Annotated in this window: 22 protein-coding genes and 1 tRNA gene; 11 read left to right on the top strand and 12 right to left on the bottom strand. The window is 47.0% G+C overall.

Annotated features, from left to right (window positions below):
- Positions 1 to 17: 17 nt before the first annotated feature.
- The 10 genes from CZ360_RS08380 to CZ360_RS08335 form a co-directional block, all read right to left on the bottom strand.
- On the bottom strand, positions 18 to 428 hold the full coding sequence (locus tag CZ360_RS08380; protein ID WP_077533694.1) for a zinc ribbon domain-containing protein: 411 nt from the start codon (positions 426 to 428) through the stop codon (positions 18 to 20).
- Between the two features lie 74 nt (positions 429 to 502).
- Positions 503 to 1,981, bottom strand: a complete 1,479-nt coding sequence (gene hemZ / locus CZ360_RS08375; RefSeq protein ID WP_077533693.1) for a coproporphyrinogen dehydrogenase HemZ — start codon at positions 1,979 to 1,981, stop codon at positions 503 to 505.
- The gene (locus tag CZ360_RS08370) at positions 1,965 to 2,606 is read right to left on the bottom strand and encodes an MBL fold metallo-hydrolase (protein ID WP_077533692.1); all 642 of its coding nucleotides are present in this window, start codon (positions 2,604 to 2,606) and stop codon (positions 1,965 to 1,967) included. The genes hemZ and CZ360_RS08370 overlap by 17 nt, the downstream gene beginning before the upstream one ends.
- 18 nt (positions 2,607 to 2,624) lie before the next feature.
- On the bottom strand, positions 2,625 to 3,848 hold the full coding sequence (locus CZ360_RS08365; RefSeq protein ID WP_077533691.1) for a peptidase U32 family protein: 1,224 nt from the start codon (positions 3,846 to 3,848) through the stop codon (positions 2,625 to 2,627).
- Between the two features lie 140 nt (positions 3,849 to 3,988).
- Complete coding sequence (gene mltG, locus CZ360_RS08360; RefSeq protein ID WP_077533690.1) at positions 3,989 to 5,329, bottom strand: endolytic transglycosylase MltG; 1,341 nt, start codon at positions 5,327 to 5,329, stop codon at positions 3,989 to 3,991.
- A complete protein-coding gene (locus CZ360_RS08355; protein ID WP_077533689.1) occupies positions 5,326 to 5,934 on the bottom strand; it encodes a 5-formyltetrahydrofolate cyclo-ligase in 609 nt (202 codons plus the stop codon). The genes mltG and CZ360_RS08355 overlap by 4 nt, the downstream gene beginning before the upstream one ends.
- The gene (locus CZ360_RS08350) at positions 5,925 to 6,464 is read right to left on the bottom strand and encodes a DJ-1 family glyoxalase III (RefSeq protein ID WP_077533807.1); all 540 of its coding nucleotides are present in this window, start codon (positions 6,462 to 6,464) and stop codon (positions 5,925 to 5,927) included. Before CZ360_RS08350 ends, CZ360_RS08355 begins: the two co-directional genes overlap by 10 nt.
- Before the next feature lie 18 nt (positions 6,465 to 6,482).
- Positions 6,483 to 7,334 (bottom strand): GNAT family N-acetyltransferase, encoded by an 852-nt coding sequence (locus CZ360_RS08345; RefSeq protein ID WP_159438189.1) that lies wholly within the window; start codon positions 7,332 to 7,334, stop codon positions 6,483 to 6,485.
- Positions 7,335 to 7,349: 15 nt separating this feature from the next.
- Positions 7,350 to 8,243 (bottom strand): DUF2156 domain-containing protein, encoded by an 894-nt coding sequence (locus CZ360_RS08340; protein ID WP_077533687.1) that lies wholly within the window; start codon positions 8,241 to 8,243, stop codon positions 7,350 to 7,352.
- 1 nt (position 8,244) lies between these two features.
- Positions 8,245 to 8,910 (bottom strand): dTMP kinase, encoded by a 666-nt coding sequence (locus CZ360_RS08335; protein ID WP_077533686.1) that lies wholly within the window; start codon positions 8,908 to 8,910, stop codon positions 8,245 to 8,247.
- Between the two features lie 309 nt (positions 8,911 to 9,219).
- Here CZ360_RS08335 and CZ360_RS08330 point away from each other — a divergent pair.
- Positions 9,220 to 9,303: transfer RNA gene (locus CZ360_RS08330), tRNA-Leu, on the top strand.
- Here the strand turns inward: CZ360_RS08330 and CZ360_RS08325 are convergent.
- Positions 9,282 to 9,515: a hypothetical protein gene (locus tag CZ360_RS08325; protein WP_143530198.1), complete on the bottom strand. Its 234-nt coding sequence runs from the start codon at positions 9,513 to 9,515 to the stop codon at positions 9,282 to 9,284. The two genes, CZ360_RS08330 and CZ360_RS08325, sit on opposite strands and share 22 nt — an antisense overlap.
- A gap of 25 nt (positions 9,516 to 9,540) precedes the next feature.
- On the opposite strand from CZ360_RS08325, the gene CZ360_RS08320 reads away from it, so the two are divergent.
- The 10 genes from CZ360_RS08320 to CZ360_RS08280 all read left to right on the top strand — a co-directional run bounded on the left by CZ360_RS08320 (position 9,541) and on the right by CZ360_RS08280 (position 17,076).
- Positions 9,541 to 10,197, top strand: coding sequence for a hypothetical protein (locus tag CZ360_RS08320; RefSeq protein WP_143530197.1), 657 nt, complete (start codon positions 9,541 to 9,543; stop codon positions 10,195 to 10,197).
- Between the two features lie 87 nt (positions 10,198 to 10,284).
- Complete coding sequence (locus CZ360_RS08315) at positions 10,285 to 10,869, top strand: hypothetical protein (RefSeq protein ID WP_077533683.1); 585 nt, start codon at positions 10,285 to 10,287, stop codon at positions 10,867 to 10,869.
- Complete coding sequence (locus CZ360_RS08310) at positions 10,866 to 11,276, top strand: hypothetical protein (RefSeq protein ID WP_077533682.1); 411 nt, start codon at positions 10,866 to 10,868, stop codon at positions 11,274 to 11,276. The genes CZ360_RS08315 and CZ360_RS08310 overlap by 4 nt, the downstream gene beginning before the upstream one ends.
- 10 nt (positions 11,277 to 11,286) lie before the next feature.
- A complete protein-coding gene (locus tag CZ360_RS14270; protein WP_229408019.1) occupies positions 11,287 to 12,294 on the top strand; it encodes a DUF4314 domain-containing protein in 1,008 nt (335 codons plus the stop codon).
- Positions 12,295 to 12,310: 16 nt separating this feature from the next.
- Complete coding sequence (locus CZ360_RS14070; protein WP_159438188.1) at positions 12,311 to 12,448, top strand: hypothetical protein; 138 nt, start codon at positions 12,311 to 12,313, stop codon at positions 12,446 to 12,448.
- Complete coding sequence (locus CZ360_RS08300) at positions 12,441 to 12,938, top strand: hypothetical protein (RefSeq protein ID WP_077533681.1); 498 nt, start codon at positions 12,441 to 12,443, stop codon at positions 12,936 to 12,938. The genes CZ360_RS14070 and CZ360_RS08300 overlap by 8 nt, the downstream gene beginning before the upstream one ends.
- A 37-nt stretch (positions 12,939 to 12,975) precedes the next feature.
- Positions 12,976 to 14,097 (top strand): DNA (cytosine-5-)-methyltransferase, encoded by a 1,122-nt coding sequence (gene dcm / locus CZ360_RS08295; protein WP_077533680.1) that lies wholly within the window; start codon positions 12,976 to 12,978, stop codon positions 14,095 to 14,097.
- Complete coding sequence (locus CZ360_RS08290) at positions 14,090 to 14,803, top strand: Imm51 family immunity protein (protein WP_077533679.1); 714 nt, start codon at positions 14,090 to 14,092, stop codon at positions 14,801 to 14,803. The genes dcm and CZ360_RS08290 overlap by 8 nt, the downstream gene beginning before the upstream one ends.
- Positions 14,804 to 14,818: 15 nt before the next feature.
- The gene (locus CZ360_RS14370) at positions 14,819 to 16,294 is read left to right on the top strand and encodes an AAA family ATPase (protein ID WP_407656964.1); all 1,476 of its coding nucleotides are present in this window, start codon (positions 14,819 to 14,821) and stop codon (positions 16,292 to 16,294) included.
- Complete coding sequence (locus CZ360_RS08280; RefSeq protein ID WP_077533677.1) at positions 16,291 to 17,076, top strand: 5-methylcytosine restriction system specificity protein McrC; 786 nt, start codon at positions 16,291 to 16,293, stop codon at positions 17,074 to 17,076. Before CZ360_RS14370 ends, CZ360_RS08280 begins: the two co-directional genes overlap by 4 nt.
- 196 nt (positions 17,077 to 17,272) lie before the next feature.
- Here the strand turns inward: CZ360_RS08280 and CZ360_RS08275 are convergent, their stop codons facing one another.
- Positions 17,273 to 17,635 (bottom strand): DUF4180 domain-containing protein, encoded by a 363-nt coding sequence (locus CZ360_RS08275; protein WP_143530196.1) that lies wholly within the window; start codon positions 17,633 to 17,635, stop codon positions 17,273 to 17,275.
- Between the last annotated feature and the right edge of the window lie 386 nt (positions 17,636 to 18,021).

Raw genomic sequence — 18,021 nt, 5'->3', positions numbered from 1 at the left:
CAAACCGGGTTTTTATATTATTCCTCTGATTCTTCCTCTGCAGAAACCTCTGCATCAAAGCCAACCTCTTCTTTGATCCGCGCGCCGCATTTCGAACAATAGACATTTTCCTTTGGATTATTCTGTCCGCAGCCCGGACAAACTGTCACGTTCTTTAGCTCCGCGATCTCCTTATTCAGTGCGTCAAGCTTAGAGAGCAGCTCATCAATTTCCTCACATAATGAGTGAACAGTATCCTCATTGGAATTTCCGCTCTTTCCCCTGGACTGGTAAACACTGCGCCCAAGCTTTTCATATAACGATTTAATTTCGTTATTCACCTTGACTGTCTCCAGCTTAAGCTTAGAAATATTGACAACTTCCTCAGTCTTTTTCGCCGCGATATTCACAGCGTCTTTCGCTTTTTCAAAAACCTCATCCATATTCATGACTTAATCACCCTTTCTATGGCGCTTATAAAATTATTATAACGAATGCTCATGAAAAATTCAATGTGATTTTATTAATTTTTCCCATAAAAGGTAAAAACAGCTTCTTTTCGTTTTAATATTTCCGAAAAACCGTCCAGATATTCAAACGGATATTTATAGTTAAAAATCCTCTGCACCTTATCATGTCCCGGCCGGATCAGCTTTGTCACACCGCCGGCGCCCGCCGCCAGGATCGTATGGCGCTCCTCCATGATGAAAATATTATACAGCCCCTCATAACCTTTTTTGCAATATCCGACGTTTTCGAGATTGTGTAATGTATTTTTCTGCCTGTAGAGATAATACGGCTCATAGCCATGTTGGCTCAGGGTTTCATAAGCATAATCTACCATTTCCCCAGTCTTGACCTGTTTCATCCTCTCATCCAGCCCGTCGACTGTATAAAGAGAGGACGATCGCTTTAGGGACAGGGTATGTACGGTGATATTAGTCGGAGCAAGCTCAGTGGCAAGCTGGATAGTGTGCTGAAAGCTTTCCGGTGTATCGCCCGGCAAACCGGCAATGAAATCCATATTAATATCCTCAAAGCCCATCTCTCTCGCCATCTGATAGCAATCCAAGACCTGCTGGGCCGTATGTTTTCTGCCAATAATGGCCAATACCTCGTCATTAAAGGTCTGTGGGTTGATGCTGATTCTTGTCGCGCCTGCCCCGGCAATAACAGCCAGCTTTTCCCGTGTAATCGTGTCCGCCCGTCCGGCCTCAATCGTATATTCCCTGACTGTACCGCACAAAAGCTTTTCCCGCACAACGTCTGTCAACTGCTTTAGCTGCTCTGCTGACAGGGTGGTAGGCGTTCCTCCGCCAATATAAATACTTTCCAGCCGCAGTCCAATTGTATCCGCCATCTTTGCCATATAGCGCAGCTCCTCACAGAGCCGATCCACATAGGGCTGGATCAGCTTTCGTGCCTTCTGTCCCGCAATCGAGCTTGAGACAAATGAGCAGTAGCTGCACCGCGACGGACAGAAGGGGATCGAAATATAAAGGCTGTAGGAATTTTCCCGGGAGGAACGCAGAATTTCAATCTGGTTTCGCGCAGTTTTCTCCATCAGGCTGATTTTCTGGTCAGAGACAAGATAACGTTCCTGAAATTCCCGGCGGATAGACTGTGCATCCATCCCCTGCTTCATCAGATAGATCATAAATTTTACCGGCCGAACCCCGGTCATAATTCCCCATTTTACCTTTACTCCGGTCGCACGGGTAAGGATTTCATAAAGCGCGGTGCAGAGCTGCTCCTCACAATGCTGTTTTTCCGCCCTGTTGTTTTCCACTACACGGTGTGCATGATATACCTTCCCGTTCCATTTCAGAACTGCAAGCAGAAAGGTATGGCTTCCTCCCTTCTTAAGCCGGGTAATCACCAGGTCATCCCGGTCAAAGTCATTGGTATCATATTCATGTCCAAACAGGGTGCAGGGGAAAAACACCTTGCAGATGCACTCCACCTCGTATTGAAATTTGTGCCGGTTACAGATAATCGTCATAGCTCATCATTCCTAAATAGGGATTGGTATTCCGTTCGTAATTTAATGTGGTGTCCTGGTCATGCCCGGGATGAACCTGATAATCCCCGGGGAGTGCGGCAAGCTTTTTCAAGGAATTGATCAGTGTCTGGTAATCTCCGCCGTAAAAATCATGCCGGCCCATACTGCCGCGGAACAGAGTATCTCCGCTGAATAAATCCTCCCCAATGATATAAACGGACGACCCTCTGGAATGCCCCGGCGTATGGATCAATTTTACTGTCAGCTCATCCAGAGACAAGGTATCTCCATCCTGAAGCGGGACATATTCCCTGACTGGCTGACAAGAAAACCCCATCTCCCGGCTCAAATTTTTCACCGGGTCAGCCAGCATCTCTCCGTCCTCCTGCTGGATATAAACCGGGATATCCGGAAACGCATTATGCAGGCCAAACAGCCCGCCAATATGGTCAAAATGGCCATGGGTCAGCAGGATCATCTTCAGTGTGAGACCTTCCTCCCGCAGCGTATCCATAATCACATCCGCATCGCCGCCCGGGTCAATTACCGCGGCATTTTTTGCCTCAGAAGCGACCAGATAGCAGTTTGCTGCCAGCATGCCCAGGGGCTTTTTCCAAATTCTCATTCCTATCACTCCGCTATTTTATTCGCCGTCTTTTCTTGCCTTTCGGATCATAGAACCCGGCGGGACAACAACTTCTGTCTGAATCCGGAATCTCATATGAGGGTGCGGCGTACTATCCACCGGATTCCCTTCATCATCGAACAGGGATTCAATTTTCATAACAACCGGCTTTGCCCTCGGCGAGAGAATCTCTACTTCCTCCCCGATGCTCAGCTTATTTTTCTGCGTAGCATGCATCCAGCCGTTCTCACAGGCATCCACCACTGCAACTACATCATATTCCCGCAGATATCCGCCGTTTTCATAGTACTGATCCGGCTTGCCAAAATAAAACCCCGTGGAATAGCGCCGGTGGCTCACCTTTTTTACCTCTTCCAGCAGCCACGGCTCCAGATTGAAATGCTCCGGGTCGTTCCAGAACTGGTCGACCGCGCACCGGTATGCATTGGTTACAACCGCGACATAATAAGCGGATTTCGCCCGGCCTTCTATTTTCAGGCTGGTCACTCCAGCCTTTGCCAATTTGTCAATGTATTCGATCATACACAGGTCTTTTGCGTTGAGGATGTAAGAGCCCGCTTCATCCTCGAAAACAGGGTAATATTGCCCCGGACGTTTTTCCTCCACCAGATGGTATCCCCACCGGCACGGCTGCGCACATTCCCCGCGGTCTGCGTCCCTGTCCACCAAGTAATTGGAGATCAGGCACCGCCCGGATACAGACATGCACATCGCTCCATGGACAAAAACCTCAATCTCCAGCTCCGGCGGCGTTTTTTCCCGGATTTGCGCCACCTCTTCCAGAGAGAGTTCCCTTGCCAGCACTACCCGTTTCGCTCCCAATTCATAAAAGGCGCGGGCCGTCTGGTAATTGACGATTCCCGCCTGGGTAGAAATATGGATTTCCATTCCGGGAGCATGCTCCTTAAGCATCATCAAGACACCAATATCATTGGCAATACAGGCGTCGATCCCAATCTGCTCTGCATACCGGATATAGTCTGGAAAATATTCAATTTCATGGTTGCGCGGCAGAGTATTGCAGGTGAGGTACACCTTTACGCCATGTTTATGCGCATACTCCACCGCCCGCTTTAGTTCTTCCTCATCAAAATTAGCCGGGGTGGCACGCATCCCAAATGCCTTTCCTCCCAGATACACTGCATCTGCGCCATACTGCACAGCGCTGATAAGGCGCTCGAAATCCCCGACCGGCGCCAGCACTTCCGGTTTTTGAAGCATATGCTGTTCCTTCCTTTCTGTCTTTATCAAAACAGCCGAAGGCCTGCTGCAAAACGATTTCTTTTGCAGCAGGCCCCGGATAACTCCTGCGGGCTGTCCGCCTGCAGGTCTTTTTTATTACTGCTATTTTCCGCTTAGGCTTAACCTAAGCTTTCATCCAGTCCGGCCTTTTTGATGTTTTGCTTGTGCTCATCATAGGTTTCCGCATAGTAGAATCTTGATCCGTCCTTTGTGCTCAGGAAGAAATAGTAATTGCTCTCGGTCGGATTCAAAACCGCTTCGATTGCCTCCAATCCTGGATTATTGATCGGCCCGGTCGGAAGCCCCTCGCTGGCATAGGTATTGTAGCCGTCCAGAATTTCCTGGGAAACCCCAAGCGGTTTTAATACATTTTCCGCATACAGGGTGGTCGGGTCAGACTGCATTTTCGGGAAGGTCTTAGTGTTTTTCAGACGATTCCAGTAAACGCCGGCTACATTTGCCATTTCCTCAGGCGTAGCCTCGGCCTGGATAATCGAGGCCATCGTCATGATTTCGTCGATGCTGTACCCCATCTGTTTTGCCTTTGTCCGCATCTCTGAGGTAAATCTCTTATCAAAGTTTACCAACATTTTGGAAACAACATCATGCGCGTCAGAACCAATATAATAGTCGTTCGTATCCGGGAAGAGATATCCTTCCAAACGGTACGGGCGCAGATCCTTGGTATCATCCAATGCTGTGACAAAGCTCGCCTTAAACTCTCCGTTATTCACCTCGTCGATAAAATCCTCCTTGGTGCAGATCATATTGTCCTGCATGATCTGGGCGATTTCTTCTACCGTCGCGCCTTCTTTAATGGTGATACGGCGGGCAACATTGCTCTGATCCGCGTATTCTTCCAGTACGTTTATCAGGTCGGAGTAGGACATAGAAGCCCGCAGAGGATATTTACCGAAATTGACGGTAATCCCTTCCGTCGCATAATGGATATAAGCACGGAACAGAAAAGCCGACTCGATGACACCAGCATCCTCCATTTTATTCGCAACGTCCGTTACCGTATCATTCGGCTCTACACTGACCTCAATGATCTCATCGCTGTCCTTAAAGCCCATTACATCCTTGACCACCCAAACGCCTCCGGCGGCAATCCCCACAGCAAAGGCCAGGATCAAAAGAGCAAGAATAATTTTCAGGGTCATCCGGACCGGAGAAATCTTTTCCTTCACATATTTGCGTTTTTTCCGCTTTTTCTTCTTTTTTCCACCATTTTCCGGCAGAACGGCCGGCGGCTCCTGCTCATATGTAGGCTGCTGAGAATCCCCGAATTCACTCAGCGCCTCATCGGGAAGATTCAGCACAAACCGCTGAGTCTGCGGCTGTTCCGGTTCTTCTGCCTCAGCCGGCGGTTCTGCCGGCTGAGGCGGCATAACAGGCTCCTCACCTTCCTGAGGAGCTCCAAAATGCAGGTCGTCATATTGCATTGGCTCTTTGCTCATTTCCTTGCCTCCAATTCATCCGTTCTTTTGATCTTCCGAATTGATTTTTCGGTTACCAAAAAATCAACCGGAACATCATATCTTCCCTTTGGAAGATGATAAGCGATACATTTATGATAACAAATCCCGATTTTAACTCCCTGATAGGAGGATAAAAACCGGTCATAATATCCTTTTCCAAACCCTAGGCGAAAGCCCTGATGATCAAAAGAAAAACCCGGGACAATACAGACGGAACGGTCTGTATTTACCCATTTTTCACACTGCGAAAGGTTTGGCTCCAGCAGCGAAAACCTTCCCCGTTCCATATCCTCCCATGAGGTGATCAGGAAAAAATCCATCTTTCCCTTATCATTCAGGCATCTGGGTACCGCTACCCGTTTCCCGTTGCGCCAGCAATAGTGGATCAGGCGATGGGTGTCCACCTCTACTGCGGTAGAGACAAAACATAATACCGTATCAGCCCGCGCAAGGAAGCTAGATTCAGACAGCCGGTCAAAAATCCGGTCGTCCAACTGCCGTTTTTCTTCCGGAGACAAAGTCTCCCGATAGCCGCGGTATTTTTTCCGAAGTTTATTTTTATATCCCCTGATATCTACTCCCATAGAATTCCTGCCTTTAATGTTTCGGCGCGTTCCCGTCCGCAGAGGATTTCGGCAAGCCGAAAGGCAAACTGGTTTGCTGTCCCGGCACCGCGCGCAGTGATGATATTTCCATCCTGTACTACTGGCTCTTCAGTATATTCCGCACCGAGAAGCTGGTCTTCAAATCCTACATAGCAGGTTGCTTTCTTCCCGTTTAAAAGTCCCTTGTGCCCCAGAATAGACGGAGCGGCACAGATTGCAGCGATGTATTTGCCCTGCTTCGCACAGTGGTCAATCATTTCCTGAACACCCTGTGATTTTTCAAGATTCAGCGTCCCAGGCATGCCGCCCGGCAGGATAATCATCTCAGTTTCTTGAGGCTTCAAATCGCTCATCAGCAGATCAGCCATCACAGTAATCTGGTGGGAACCGGTTACCAGGCGATTTTCCACAGCTACTGTTTTAACCGGAAGCTCACAGCGCCTGAGATAATCCAGCGGGGTCAGCGCTTCCACTTCCTCAAATCCGTTCGCCAAAAACAAATAGATCAAAATGTCTTCCTCCATTTCCTAATCATCCAGCATCAGGTTCATATAGTAAGGCTTGTCCGCATGTTCTGTATCAAGCCGTTTCATCATTGCAAAGGGACGTTTTTCTGCCGGCCTGAACCACGGCTCTGCTGTTTTGATCACAATAGACTCCGCATTGGTCTTGCCTGCCAAAGACAAGGCAGCCGTTTCCAGTGCCAGCCGGGGCAGATTGCTTTCCCGGATCAAAAGCGTTTGGCCCTCTTCCAGGCGGTACACCAGATATCCGGCGCCCAAATCATTCACCGCCATAGCGGTTTCATATCCTGCTACGGACAATTCCTCAAAGGTATAGCAGAAATCATTCACAGAAAGAGCAGCAGAAACCGGAAACTGCTGAAGAAATGTTTCTCTCAGCCTTGTAAACTCCGGCCGTGCAGCTGGCGCAAACTGTGTCGGTGTTTCCCGGCTGCCTTTTTTCTCAATTTTTCCGTAATACAACCAGGCGCAGGTCTCATAGCCAAGCTTCCGGTACATTGCAAATAAGGACGGCTCAGCAGGCACCAGCGTCATAAAGCTGCTGCCATTCCGGCGGCATGCCTGCTCTGCCCGGTCATGCAATAAAGTCATCAGACCACGATGACGGTAATCAGGAAGAGTAGCGACAGCATAAACATAGGTTCCCTGTTTTTCCCTTCCATCCACCCATTCCACACACGGCATCAGAGTCATCATCGACACAGGAAGTCTCCCGTCCATAACCAGCCAAACCCATTCCGGACGGTAAGCCCGGGAAAGGTAAAACGCCAGATAACCGCCCTCATCGCCAAAGCAGCTTTTCCAGAGGGCTGTGATTCCGTCCAGATCGTTAATCCCTGCCCGCCTGATCTCCACTTGAATTCCTCCTGTTTATTGTTTCAGTTCTGCCCGATATTCCTCCAGCAGGATGACAGGGCGATAGGAAAGCTTTGCCTTTCGCAGGCCTTCAATCCCCAGATCCTCTTCTCTGTTGATATACCGGTACTGACTGGCTTCATGTGCAATAAATTCCTGATTGATCGTCGGATAGGCACCGTTCACATCGGAATAAGCCTTTTCGATATGGACAACAAACACGTCTTCATTCATTGCTTCCCCGATTGTAAACGCCACCAGCTTGCCGTCAACCCGTAAAAGCCCTCCAACCAGGCCAAGCCTTTCAAAATACCGGAAGGAATTCCTGATTACGCAAATCTCAGCCAGACGGCCGTGATCGTCGCATCCGTTCTGTTTGCACCATTCCAGGGCAAAATCCATGCATTCGCCCATATTTTCTCTGGTAATAGATTCATAACTCCAGTTATTTTCTTCCTTAAAACGGTTAATATGGTTTCGTTTCCCATGATATTTTTTCCCTTTCAGGGAAATCAAATCCTCGGAAAGATAGATATAGTCAAAGCTGTCGCGGTCAGAAATATACTCAAATTTCCCGGGAAAAGCCTGCTCCAGGTCAGCGCGCTTATCATTGGTCAGGCCATGCAGACGAAACTGGACTCCCTGCTCATTGCAGTAACCCATCAGCTTTTCTATTACCGGCGCCGCGTCATGTACTCCGATCGGATAGGCAAAGGAATACTCTGTTCCTTCACCGGCACGAATCACCAGCATATCATCCACGATCGCAAATTCCCCATGATAATGACCCGACCATAAAAACAGGTTGGCAAAGGTCATTTCACAGCTCAGCTCCTTCACAGAGCGGAAATACGGTTCCAGAAGCTCCTGGTCGTCTATCGTCGGCTGTTTAAATGAAATCTCGATCAAACTAAATTACCTCTTTTACACTTAACATAATTTTTTGCGCTATCTCTTCAATCGGAAAAGGGTGTTCTCCATCACAGCATCGGATCACCTGCCACCCTTTCTTTGCAGCGGCATAATGCGCTGACTCCATACACTGTTCCAGATAGCTCATATTTTGTTCATGAATATCCTTTTTGCTTTCATCTCCATGGTACCGGGACAGAATTAATTGATCCGCTACTGCGCGGGACATATCCAGAAAAATCACACGGTCAGGTCTCGGCAAGGAAAGCTTTTGATATTCATAATCCTCCAGCCAATCCAGAAACGTATCCCACTCATCCTTCGGCAATTTTACCATCTGATGGATTGCGTTGGAACTTACATATCGGCTTGCAATCATAATAAAGCCGTTTTCCAGCTTTTCTTTCCAGAATTGCATGTAGCTTGCATACCGGTCGACCGCGTAAAAGCTAGAGGCCGCATAAGCGTTAACTCCATCCGCTGATTTTGAAAAAGCCCCATTCAGATACATTTTTACCAAAGTCGAGGAAGGCTGGCTGTAGTCCGGATAGGAAAGTAATTCTACTTTTCTTTTTTCCGCAAGCAGACGGTCAGCCAAAAGCTGTGCCTGTGTTGATTTTCCAGAGCCGTCCAGCCCGTCTAATACAATCAGTTTCCCCCGCATTTTCCAAGTTTCCTTCCTAGCCGCCTTATTCATAGCATGAGAAAAAACAAAGCGTTTTAATCAGATGACAGCGATTCTCTCTTCTTTAAACCTTTTCCAGAAGAACGCAAAAGGTCAATGATATTATACCATAACCCAACAACAAATAACAAGATTTTTTGACAAGATTTACTTTTTGGACATTCTTCGTTTTTCTTTCTGTTAAAATCTTGGCCTTTCCAGCAATTTCTCGATACCCCGCAATTTTTTCTAGGAAATCTATTGACAAAATTCTATCCTATTGCTATAATATTAAAGCACGTTAAATATGCGGCAGTGCTGGAATAGGCAGACAGGCACGTTTGAGGGGCGTGTGTCTTTGACGTACGGGTTCAAGTCCCGTTTGCCGCACCATAAAAGGGGAACAAAAAAGATGCCCCACCGAAAAGCCTTGATTTTTCAAGGCTTTTCGGCATTTTCAGGGAAAGTTTTTCAGCAAGGGTTTTATAGATGCCAAACAGCAAAAATCCTATTCTGACAAGACTTGAACCGACAAAACCGAATATTTCACCGAAAGGCGTATGGAAGATAAAAAACCATACGCCTTTTTGTTTGCCTAAATTCACAACAACAGTGTAGGAGGTACAGTCAATGAACATATATCAGCAGGAGCTTTTGCGAAAGCTTTCAGAATACGAATGCACCGGACAATATAATGAAGAAAGCAAACGGCTGGAGGTGTCCTATGGCGGCATTCCCCTCTGCTCTCAGAATGAGGACGCTTTCCTTCGATATCACGGAGATAAGACCGTGACGGACGATTGGAAAGCAGCACTCGAAAATATGAAAGAGCAAGCGGCGAAAATCAGAGAGTATGTGAGAATGTATGAAACTGCGCCTCCGATGGAAATCTCCGATATTTCCGAATACCGCAGAATGGCAGAATACGGAGATACCGTTCTTGCCGGAATGTACAGTGAGCAGTATGGCTTCATGTTTACCACTTGGCGTCAAAGCGCCGATAAGTCCTCTGTTGCCCACGGCGATTACACCCCGAATTTCGATTATGTAAAAGAAGCCTTCATCACCCGCTCCGGTCTGCTTGACCGAAATCGGCTGTTCACCGAGGATGAAGCGGCGAACCTGTATCGCTGCATCGCATATGCACAGGACAACTGCGAAAGCCTGACCTACGAACAGGAACAGGAACTGAAATCCCTCGAAGAAAAGCTCCAATATGGGTATCCCAAGCTCGAAGACGAATCACCGTCCTTTGAACAGGCAGATGCCCCACAACTGAATATGTAAACGACACTCCCTCAAGCTCTCGGATTTTGTTTTCCTGTATTCAAAATCCGGGGGCTTTTTGTATTTACAGAGAAAGGAAATAAAAAGATGTATTTTACACAAAACCCATCACTTCATGAGATTGAAAAGCTCATGAAGATGATCCCGAACTTCCGTCCGAGAGGACACGGCATTATTGTCCTTTGTGGTGAGGAAGACGGAACAGCTTCTCTCATCGAAGCCCTTGCAGGAATAAGACATCCGCCGTTTCAAAGGCGGCTTAGGCAATATATGAAGGAAAGCGAGAGTAACCCTATGGATTACAGAAACGAAAAGCACAGACGGGAATTTGAAAATACCGTCAGGAAGAAGAATAAGAAAAACTATGCGCTCATGGCCGCCCTCTACCTTCTGACCGCAGACTGTATGCTTTGGAGGTCGGTTAAAAACTGTGCCGTGGAGAATGTCATCTGCTTTGAGGAAATCCGACTGCATGGCACAGACGAAAACAGCTATGCGCTTTTCTGCGCCGCAAAGGATTTGTATCTCGGCACAAAGTATCTGTCGGTCAGCGACCTTGCAGACAGAGAGCTGGTACCGCCGAGGATGTTCGCGCTCATCTGCAACGCAATGGCAATCCGCCGCTTCGGTCTCGGTGCCATCCATTTTACAGCGAGGGGTGACATGAAATGAGCTATTTTGAGCATGAGCTGAAGGTGATATTCGGCGAGTCCGAAAACCTCTCAGCCGATACCATTTTTTCAGGAAAATCAATGGTGTCGGATATCGGCGGTGATTTACGGGCAAAGGTTCGGTTTATCAGCGCCGGCATTGCAAACCAGTACAACGGTTTTCGGCTGTCCATCATCAACCGGCAGCAAGGAGAGATTGACTGCGAAACCTTTCTATTCCGCGATATTATCGGGCTGAAAAACGGATACGATCCGCATATATGGGAAAATGGCGGCGAAGCCAAATGGTACGGCTTCCGCCCCACTATGCAGGAATACGAGAAAATCCAAAGCAAGGTTGAGGAATATATCGGAATGTATTCCGATCAGGAATTCACTCACGACGGCGGATACACAATGGGAATGTAAAGGAGCGCCTATGCAGAAAAAAGACGAAAAACAACCATTGAGAATAAAAAGCCTTGCGGAATTAAAAAGAGCAATTCAGCCCGGTACTGAGATCAAAGCCTTGTCGCACAGCAATTACCCCGACCTTATCGGTCTTGTCCGTGTGGTGACCGAGGTGCAGACAAACGCTTTCTATTCTAAAATCAAGGATCAGCCGAATCACAGACTTTCCGCCTGTAATTACGGCAAGGGCTTTCGTTCGGATTTTGAAAAGGCAGGATGTTATCTGTTTGACGGCACAACCGTCAAGGTGCTTAACTCTCGGAAAAACGATGGCAGCTTGCTGTATGAGATGGAGGTCTACAGCCCCGAAAACAGCATGACAGAAACAACGAAAACGGAGGAAAACAAATTGAACGAATATGAGAAAATGCGCCGCATGGTGCAGCGCACAAAAGAAACCTATCCGCCCGGCACACGGCTGGAACTCATCAGCATGGATGATCCCTATGCTCCAGTTCCGTCCGGCACAAGAGGAACGCTTCGCTTTATTGATGATATGGGCACTCTTCATATGCAATGGGATAACGGCAGAACGCTCGGCATCGTTCCCGGACGGGATTCCTTTAGAATGCTGACAGAGAAAGAATTGTTAGAGGAAAGAATGGAAAAACTGCCCCGCGTCTCCGGCAAGCTTGTTGCCCTCACCTCAGACGATAATAAATCCTTCATGGGTTACGCAACCGACCGGAGCTGGAACGGATGGGAATGTCCGCTGTTCTCAAAAGCTTCCGCAGATAAAATCATGGCGCATATTAATGAAAATGGCTGCCAAATGACTTATGACGCCGAAGATGACAGCTATACCGTGAAATATCCCGATGATGATGCGGTGGAAGCATTCGAGGGTGAGGACTATCTGATAAACGGTAACATCGAGCATCTCTATCCCATCGGAAGTCATTCGTGGACATGGGATCGTGCGCCGGAGGAAAATGAATATACGGACGAGGGCAATGCTCCTGTTATGGGAATGTAGCACAGGAGGATACCGCTTGAATATTGAAATCAAACTTGACAAGGCAATGATGGATCGGCTTCTGCTGTGCGCTGCCGAAGAAGAAGTGACTGCAGAAGAAATCATCATCAGAGCGATCACAAATTTTATGAAACGAGGTGAGGAAATTGCCTAACGAAGAAAAGAAAGGGATCACAGTAAAAATCGACGCGGAGCTTCACGCAGAAGTCCGTCAGTATTTAGAAACACATGGCATGACGATGGCGGAATTCGTTGCACAGGCTTTGGATAACGAACTCCATCCCAAATTTCAAATGAACGGAGGAAAGAGTATGGAAAACACAAGAACGGTAGCCTTTAAGGTACCGGAACCCTTATTTCAGAAAATCAAGGATTATCTGCAGCGCAACAACATGACGCAGAAGGAGTTCATCCTCGGTCTTATTGAGGACGAGCTGGAACGGGAACAGACCGAGCGTGAGGGCGTAACCGAGGCACAGGAGGACTTTTCAGAACCGGGCGAAGAAGAATCCGAACAGGAAGAAACAGCCGCTGTGGACGATTTTGAAGGGCTTTCTGAAGAAAGCGAAAACGAGGAAGCCACAGACGAAGTTGACGAGGATGAGTCGGAAGATGAAGATAACGGCTTTCGTATGGAGATGTGAGGTGAACAGAAAAATATAAGGAACGGTCGGATGTCTTATGATAATCCGATTTTTTGATATGTTTGCGGGCATCGGCGGCTTCCGCAGCGGACTTGCCGCTGTCGGAGGCTTTGAATGCATCGGACATTGTGAAATAGACAAATATGCAAATCAGGCGTACAACGCCATCTACGACGTGAGAGGAAAACTGTATTTTGAAACCATTGATCCAAACGAGCTGTCCGACCTCGACCTCATCTGCGCAGGATTTCCATGCCAGAGCTTCTCGGTTGCTGGAAAGCGGCTCGGATTTGCAGACGATACAAGAGGAACTCTCTTCTTTGAGATTGCCCGAATCGCTCGTGCAAAACGCCCTGCATTTCTTCTTTTGGAAAATGTCCCCGGTCTGTTATCGCATGACGGCGGCCGGACGCTTGATACCATCTTCTCCGCGCTTGTTGAGCTGGGGTATCATCTCGAATGGTGTGTGCTTAACAGCGCGCATTTCGGAGTCCCGCAGCAGCGGCGCAGGCTGTATATTGTCGCAAGTCTTGGAGCAGAATGTGCCGGAAGGATATTTCCTCTCGCAAGCGGCAATGCGGAAAATCTCAAAGAACTTATACCCGGACCGCAGGGACAGCGCGTCTACGATCCAAGCGGAGTAGCCTGCACCCAATGCGCCGGTTCGGGCGGCTGGGGCGGTAAAACGGGGCTGTATTTCATCGATATGAATCCAAATCCCATAATCACCGACCATGCGAGGTGCATTACCGCGCGGCAGGATTCAGGAGTGAGCAATCACCGTGGCGAGCATACCGCCGTGTTGGTGGAGGACGATGCACCGAGAGCAATCCTCACACCCGACAGAGAAACCGTCCGTCAGCAAGGCAGGCGGGTAAAAGAACCGGATGAACCAATGTTCACAATAACGGCACAAGACCGGCACGGCGTGGTGCATCACGGCAGAATCCGAAAACTGATGCCCATAGAATGCTGGCGATTGCAGGGCTTTACGGACGAACAATTCTATAAAGCGCAGGTCACCGGACTGAAAGACGGTCGGCTCTACAAAATGGCGGGAAACGCAGTGAGCGTACCCGTCATTTCTGCTATCGGACGAAAAATAAAGGAAATCAACGATGAATACCACATCACTGAAAGGATGAAAAACAATGGATAACAAACAAAAAATCGAGGCATTTGACCGTGACAATGCTCCCTTCTATCTCGTAGATCATGAAAACGGAGAGTTCAGCCTGTGTCTCCCGCTCTCTTTTTTACCGAAAGAATATGCCGACTTCGGTCAGAGCGTCTTCAACCGATACGCCGAGCAGATTGGCGATTCCATAGAGGAACGAGGACTGTACACACACGGCCGCGGATACGAATGGGAATCTGTGTTCAAAAAAGCCTTTGAAAACGATGCCAGTCTCAGCAAAATCAGCTTTGACTGCGAAGCAGGCGGATTTTTCTGTTATGCCGGCGACCTCTCCCTGCTTGCAGATTTCGGCAGCCGTTTCAGAACCATGTGTATGGACGAGGACAGCTTCGGCGACCTTGTCTGCAAGGCTTTGAAGGAAGCGGCGATTCGTGAAGCAGAGGAAGAAAAGCTGCGGAATACCCTTCGTGGATTTTTTATGGAATGCCCGAAATCTGAAGCGGAAATCCGAACGCCGGACGGAGATATCCGGCTGTCAGCAGAACAGGGACAGCAGCTTCTAAACGGTACGCTGAAATTCCTCATGATCGGAGGCTCTGAAATCAGCGCGGAGGATTTTCTCGGACAGGAAATCACATATATCCGTTCAGATCTGTTTCATGATGAGCATTTCCAAATGAAAACCGAATGGCCGGAGGAAACAATTGCGCCGACCATGTCCATGTAGGACGGAGGAATGCAGATGAAAAAACAGATGACAATTGAAATGGTAACGGAATATCCCGGACGGGACGGATATTATTACGCCGATCTTCGATTGCCAGCCGAGGATTACGAAATCCGTGACGCTCTGCAAAAATCAAGGGATACCGGCAGAAAAGACGGATACAGAGAAATCACGATTCTGAACTGCGAGCTTATACCGGAGCTTGCAGATGTCCGTCTGGATTCTCCAACGCTGGACGAACTGAACTTCTTTGCCAAAAGGCTTGATTCCCTGGGTTTTGAAGAACAGCTTGTGCTGCAGGCGGTAATCGACAGAATTATTCCCGAAAACTATGAGGGCGAAATCATCAGTATAAAGGATTTAATCAATACCACCTATGGGCTGGATGAGATTATGATTGCGGCTTCTGTTGGCAATGATGAGCAGCTCGGTGAGTTTGTTATCGAAAACGATATGCATGAGGATGTAAGCAGTGTTCCCGATAATGCCCTGTATCTGCTGGATAAAAAGCAGATCGGAAAGCTGCAGAGAGAAAACGAGGGCGGTGTGTTTGTGAATGGGTTTTATGTGGTCGCCGGAGAATATGAACTGCCGGAAATCTATGACGGAAGGACACTTCCGTCCGAAGAAAAGCCGTCCGAGTGGTTTGCCTTTCGCTTAAAGGTAGCGGAAGCTCCGGTGAACAGCGCCGATGAAACCGAAGGCAGCGCGGAATGGATCAGTCTGCCTATTTACAAATCCGAAGCAAACCGCATTGCCAAGCTCCATAACGAGGGCTGTATTGAAGACTGCGTGTACTTTGACTTTGAAGCCTCTGTGTCGCAGTTCACCTCCGAGATGTTCGGAGATAATTCTTACGAGGACTTTATCATGGGCTATCGTCCGACCGAAAACGGCTTCGAACGAAAAGCTGGTGCATTCTACAATTTCTGCAAGAAGGCACAGGATGACAGCGAGAATGATTATTTCTTTATCATTGATGAGATCAACCGTGGAAACTTGAGCAAGATCTTCGGTGAACTGTTTATGTTGATTGAAAATGATAAACGTGGCATTGGCTTGCAGTTGCTATACTCAAATGAGAAATTCTCCGTTCCTAAAAACCTTTATATTATCGGGATGATGAATACGGCAGACCGGAGCTTGGCGATGCTTGACTACGCACTCCGTAGGCGCTTTGCTTTCTATAGGATGTTGCCGGGATTTGAAACTAAAGGTTTTAGAGATTACCAAGAGAACCTTGGTAGCTTAAAGTTTGACCGTCTGATTGCGACGATTCAGACGCTCAACGAAGCAGTCTCCGCCGATGAATCGCTCGGTGAGGGCTTCTGTATTGGCCATAGTTACTTCTGTAATTTAAAAGAGGCTACCGACCAGACTTTGTCGGAAATTATCGAATTTGAGATTATCCCCCTGCTAGAGGAGTACTGGTTTGATGAGCCGACGAAGGTGAAGAACTGGGTTAGCAATTTAAGGAGTGCTATTAATTGATACCGATAAAGAACATCTTCTATATGCTTTCATACGCCTTCCAAGTTTTAAACGAGCAAGGATTCAAGAGTATACAGACAGAAAAATTCGATAATATTGCAGATCTTTGCGCAGCGATATTAGCCAAAGGTGTCTCAAGGCAGTTGAAACAGGGAATAAGTCGTGAATACATTGAACATTCCGAACAACTATCTGCTTTGCGTGGCCGGATAGAGATAACTGAATCCGTTAAGGCTCGCACTATGCTGAAACGTCAGATGGTTTGTACTTATGATGATTTCTCTACCAATTCCTACCTGAATCAAATCATTAAGACAACGATGGAACTTCTTATCCGGTCAGATATTGCGAAAAGCCGAAAAAAAGAACTCCGCAAGTTACTGGTTTTCTTTGGTGAGGTAGATACACTTGATCCTTATATGATAAACTGGAGTCAGCAATACAACCGGAATAACCAGATGTATCGGATGCTAATTTCTATCTGCTACTTAGTTATCAAAGGGCTTCTACAGACCAACTCGGATGGCTCCGTGAAACTGATGGATTTCATAGATGAGCAGCGAATGTGCCGATTATACGAGAAATTCATTTTAGAATACTACAAAAAAGACGGTTATAACAATCTTGTGCTTATACTGGAAGATGTGCATAAACTGGTACATTCTACGAAGAAAAGCACAATAGATTTCTATTTGGGTTTACTCAAGTTGAATGACAAGCAACTCAAAAAGCTTAATCACTTAAGGGAACTCGCAGGATTACCTGCAATCAGCCGAGAGTAAAATCCTCAAGGCGAATAAATGCTGAAATCTTGTAAAATTGTGATGTTAAAGTGATATTAAGTGAAACGATGGAACGCCGTGTGCGGTGAAAGTCGCACGCACGGTGTGGACCGGGGGAAAAGCCGGACGAATTAAGCATTAAAAGAACCAAAAAAGCGAGTACCCGATAAGTACTCGCCAAGATGGAACGTGAGATTTATTTAGCAAGTTTTTCAACTGCTTCTTCAAGAGTAGACACGAAGAAAACGTTGCTACCCTTGTTGCTTTCATAAATGAAATCGTGCAAAGGTTTACTGGTATAGTGGGAATAATCGCCATAAATAGCGATACGGCCACCGTAATTGATGTATTTTTGAAGCATCTCGCCAGCAAATCCAGAGCTAAGAATGAAGAAATTATCGGCAATCAATGATTTACTGATAACAATATTCTTTGTTCCTACCTCATATTTTGCACTCATTAACAAGTCAAGAGCAGAAGAAGTATCTGTTATTACCTTATCTTCGCTGTGCACTACGGCGCAGACGGTGTTATTTCTCACAACTTTCTCAATAGTCAAAATTATCCCTCCTTCTGACAGAATTGTGCTATATTGTAGCATAAACTATCAACGAAAACAAGGGTTTTGACAAAAAACAGGAAGTTTTAGCTTAATTCCAAGGTTTACCTATCGGTATAATATGATTCAGTAAAAATTGTTATTACAAATGAAACCGAAGAGCGTATTACTCATAATATTTTCTATACGGCAATTACTAGAACTAAAAATAAGCTGAAGATTTACTGGAGTCCAGAAACGGAACAGCATATCCTAGAACGACTAGAAGTTAAAAATTCCAACAAGGATGCTTATCTACTAGCACAAATATCATCACTACAAATGGTATAGATAACAAAATTTATGCATAACTGTTTATTACCTTATTTACATGGACATTTTTAAGA

Source organism: Massiliimalia massiliensis (genome assembly GCF_900155615.1).
GTDB classification, from domain to species: domain Bacteria; phylum Bacillota; class Clostridia; order Oscillospirales; family Ruminococcaceae; genus Massiliimalia; species Massiliimalia massiliensis.
This window is presented reverse-complemented; position numbering and strand designations above follow the sequence as displayed.

What these genes read in the sequence shown, in the direction of transcription:
- CZ360_RS08380 (WP_077533694.1), bottom strand. Translation starts at nt 428, where the DNA reads ATGAATATGGATGAGGTTTTTGAAAAAGCGAAAGACGCTGTGAATATC.
- hemZ (WP_077533693.1), bottom strand. Translation starts at nt 1,981, where the DNA reads ATGACGATTATCTGTAACCGGCACAAATTTCAATACGAGGTGGAGTGC.
- CZ360_RS08370 (WP_077533692.1), bottom strand. Translation starts at nt 2,606, where the DNA reads ATGAGAATTTGGAAAAAGCCCCTGGGCATGCTGGCAGCAAACTGCTAT.
- CZ360_RS08365 (WP_077533691.1), bottom strand. Translation starts at nt 3,848, where the DNA reads ATGCTTCAAAAACCGGAAGTGCTGGCGCCGGTCGGGGATTTCGAGCGC.
- mltG (WP_077533690.1), bottom strand. Translation starts at nt 5,329, where the DNA reads ATGAGCAAAGAGCCAATGCAATATGACGACCTGCATTTTGGAGCTCCT.
- CZ360_RS08355 (WP_077533689.1), bottom strand. Translation starts at nt 5,934, where the DNA reads ATGGGAGTAGATATCAGGGGATATAAAAATAAACTTCGGAAAAAATAC.
- CZ360_RS08335 (WP_077533686.1), bottom strand. Translation starts at nt 8,910, where the DNA reads ATGCGGGGGAAACTGATTGTATTAGACGGGCTGGACGGCTCTGGAAAA.
- CZ360_RS08320 (WP_143530197.1), top strand. Translation starts at nt 9,541, where the DNA reads ATGAACATATATCAGCAGGAGCTTTTGCGAAAGCTTTCAGAATACGAA.
- CZ360_RS08315 (WP_077533683.1), top strand. Translation starts at nt 10,285, where the DNA reads ATGTATTTTACACAAAACCCATCACTTCATGAGATTGAAAAGCTCATG.
- CZ360_RS08310 (WP_077533682.1), top strand. Translation starts at nt 10,866, where the DNA reads ATGAGCTATTTTGAGCATGAGCTGAAGGTGATATTCGGCGAGTCCGAA.
- CZ360_RS14270 (WP_229408019.1), top strand. Translation starts at nt 11,287, where the DNA reads ATGCAGAAAAAAGACGAAAAACAACCATTGAGAATAAAAAGCCTTGCG.
- dcm (WP_077533680.1), top strand. Translation starts at nt 12,976, where the DNA reads ATGATAATCCGATTTTTTGATATGTTTGCGGGCATCGGCGGCTTCCGC.
- CZ360_RS08290 (WP_077533679.1), top strand. Translation starts at nt 14,090, where the DNA reads ATGGATAACAAACAAAAAATCGAGGCATTTGACCGTGACAATGCTCCC.
- CZ360_RS14370 (WP_407656964.1), top strand. Translation starts at nt 14,819, where the DNA reads ATGAAAAAACAGATGACAATTGAAATGGTAACGGAATATCCCGGACGG.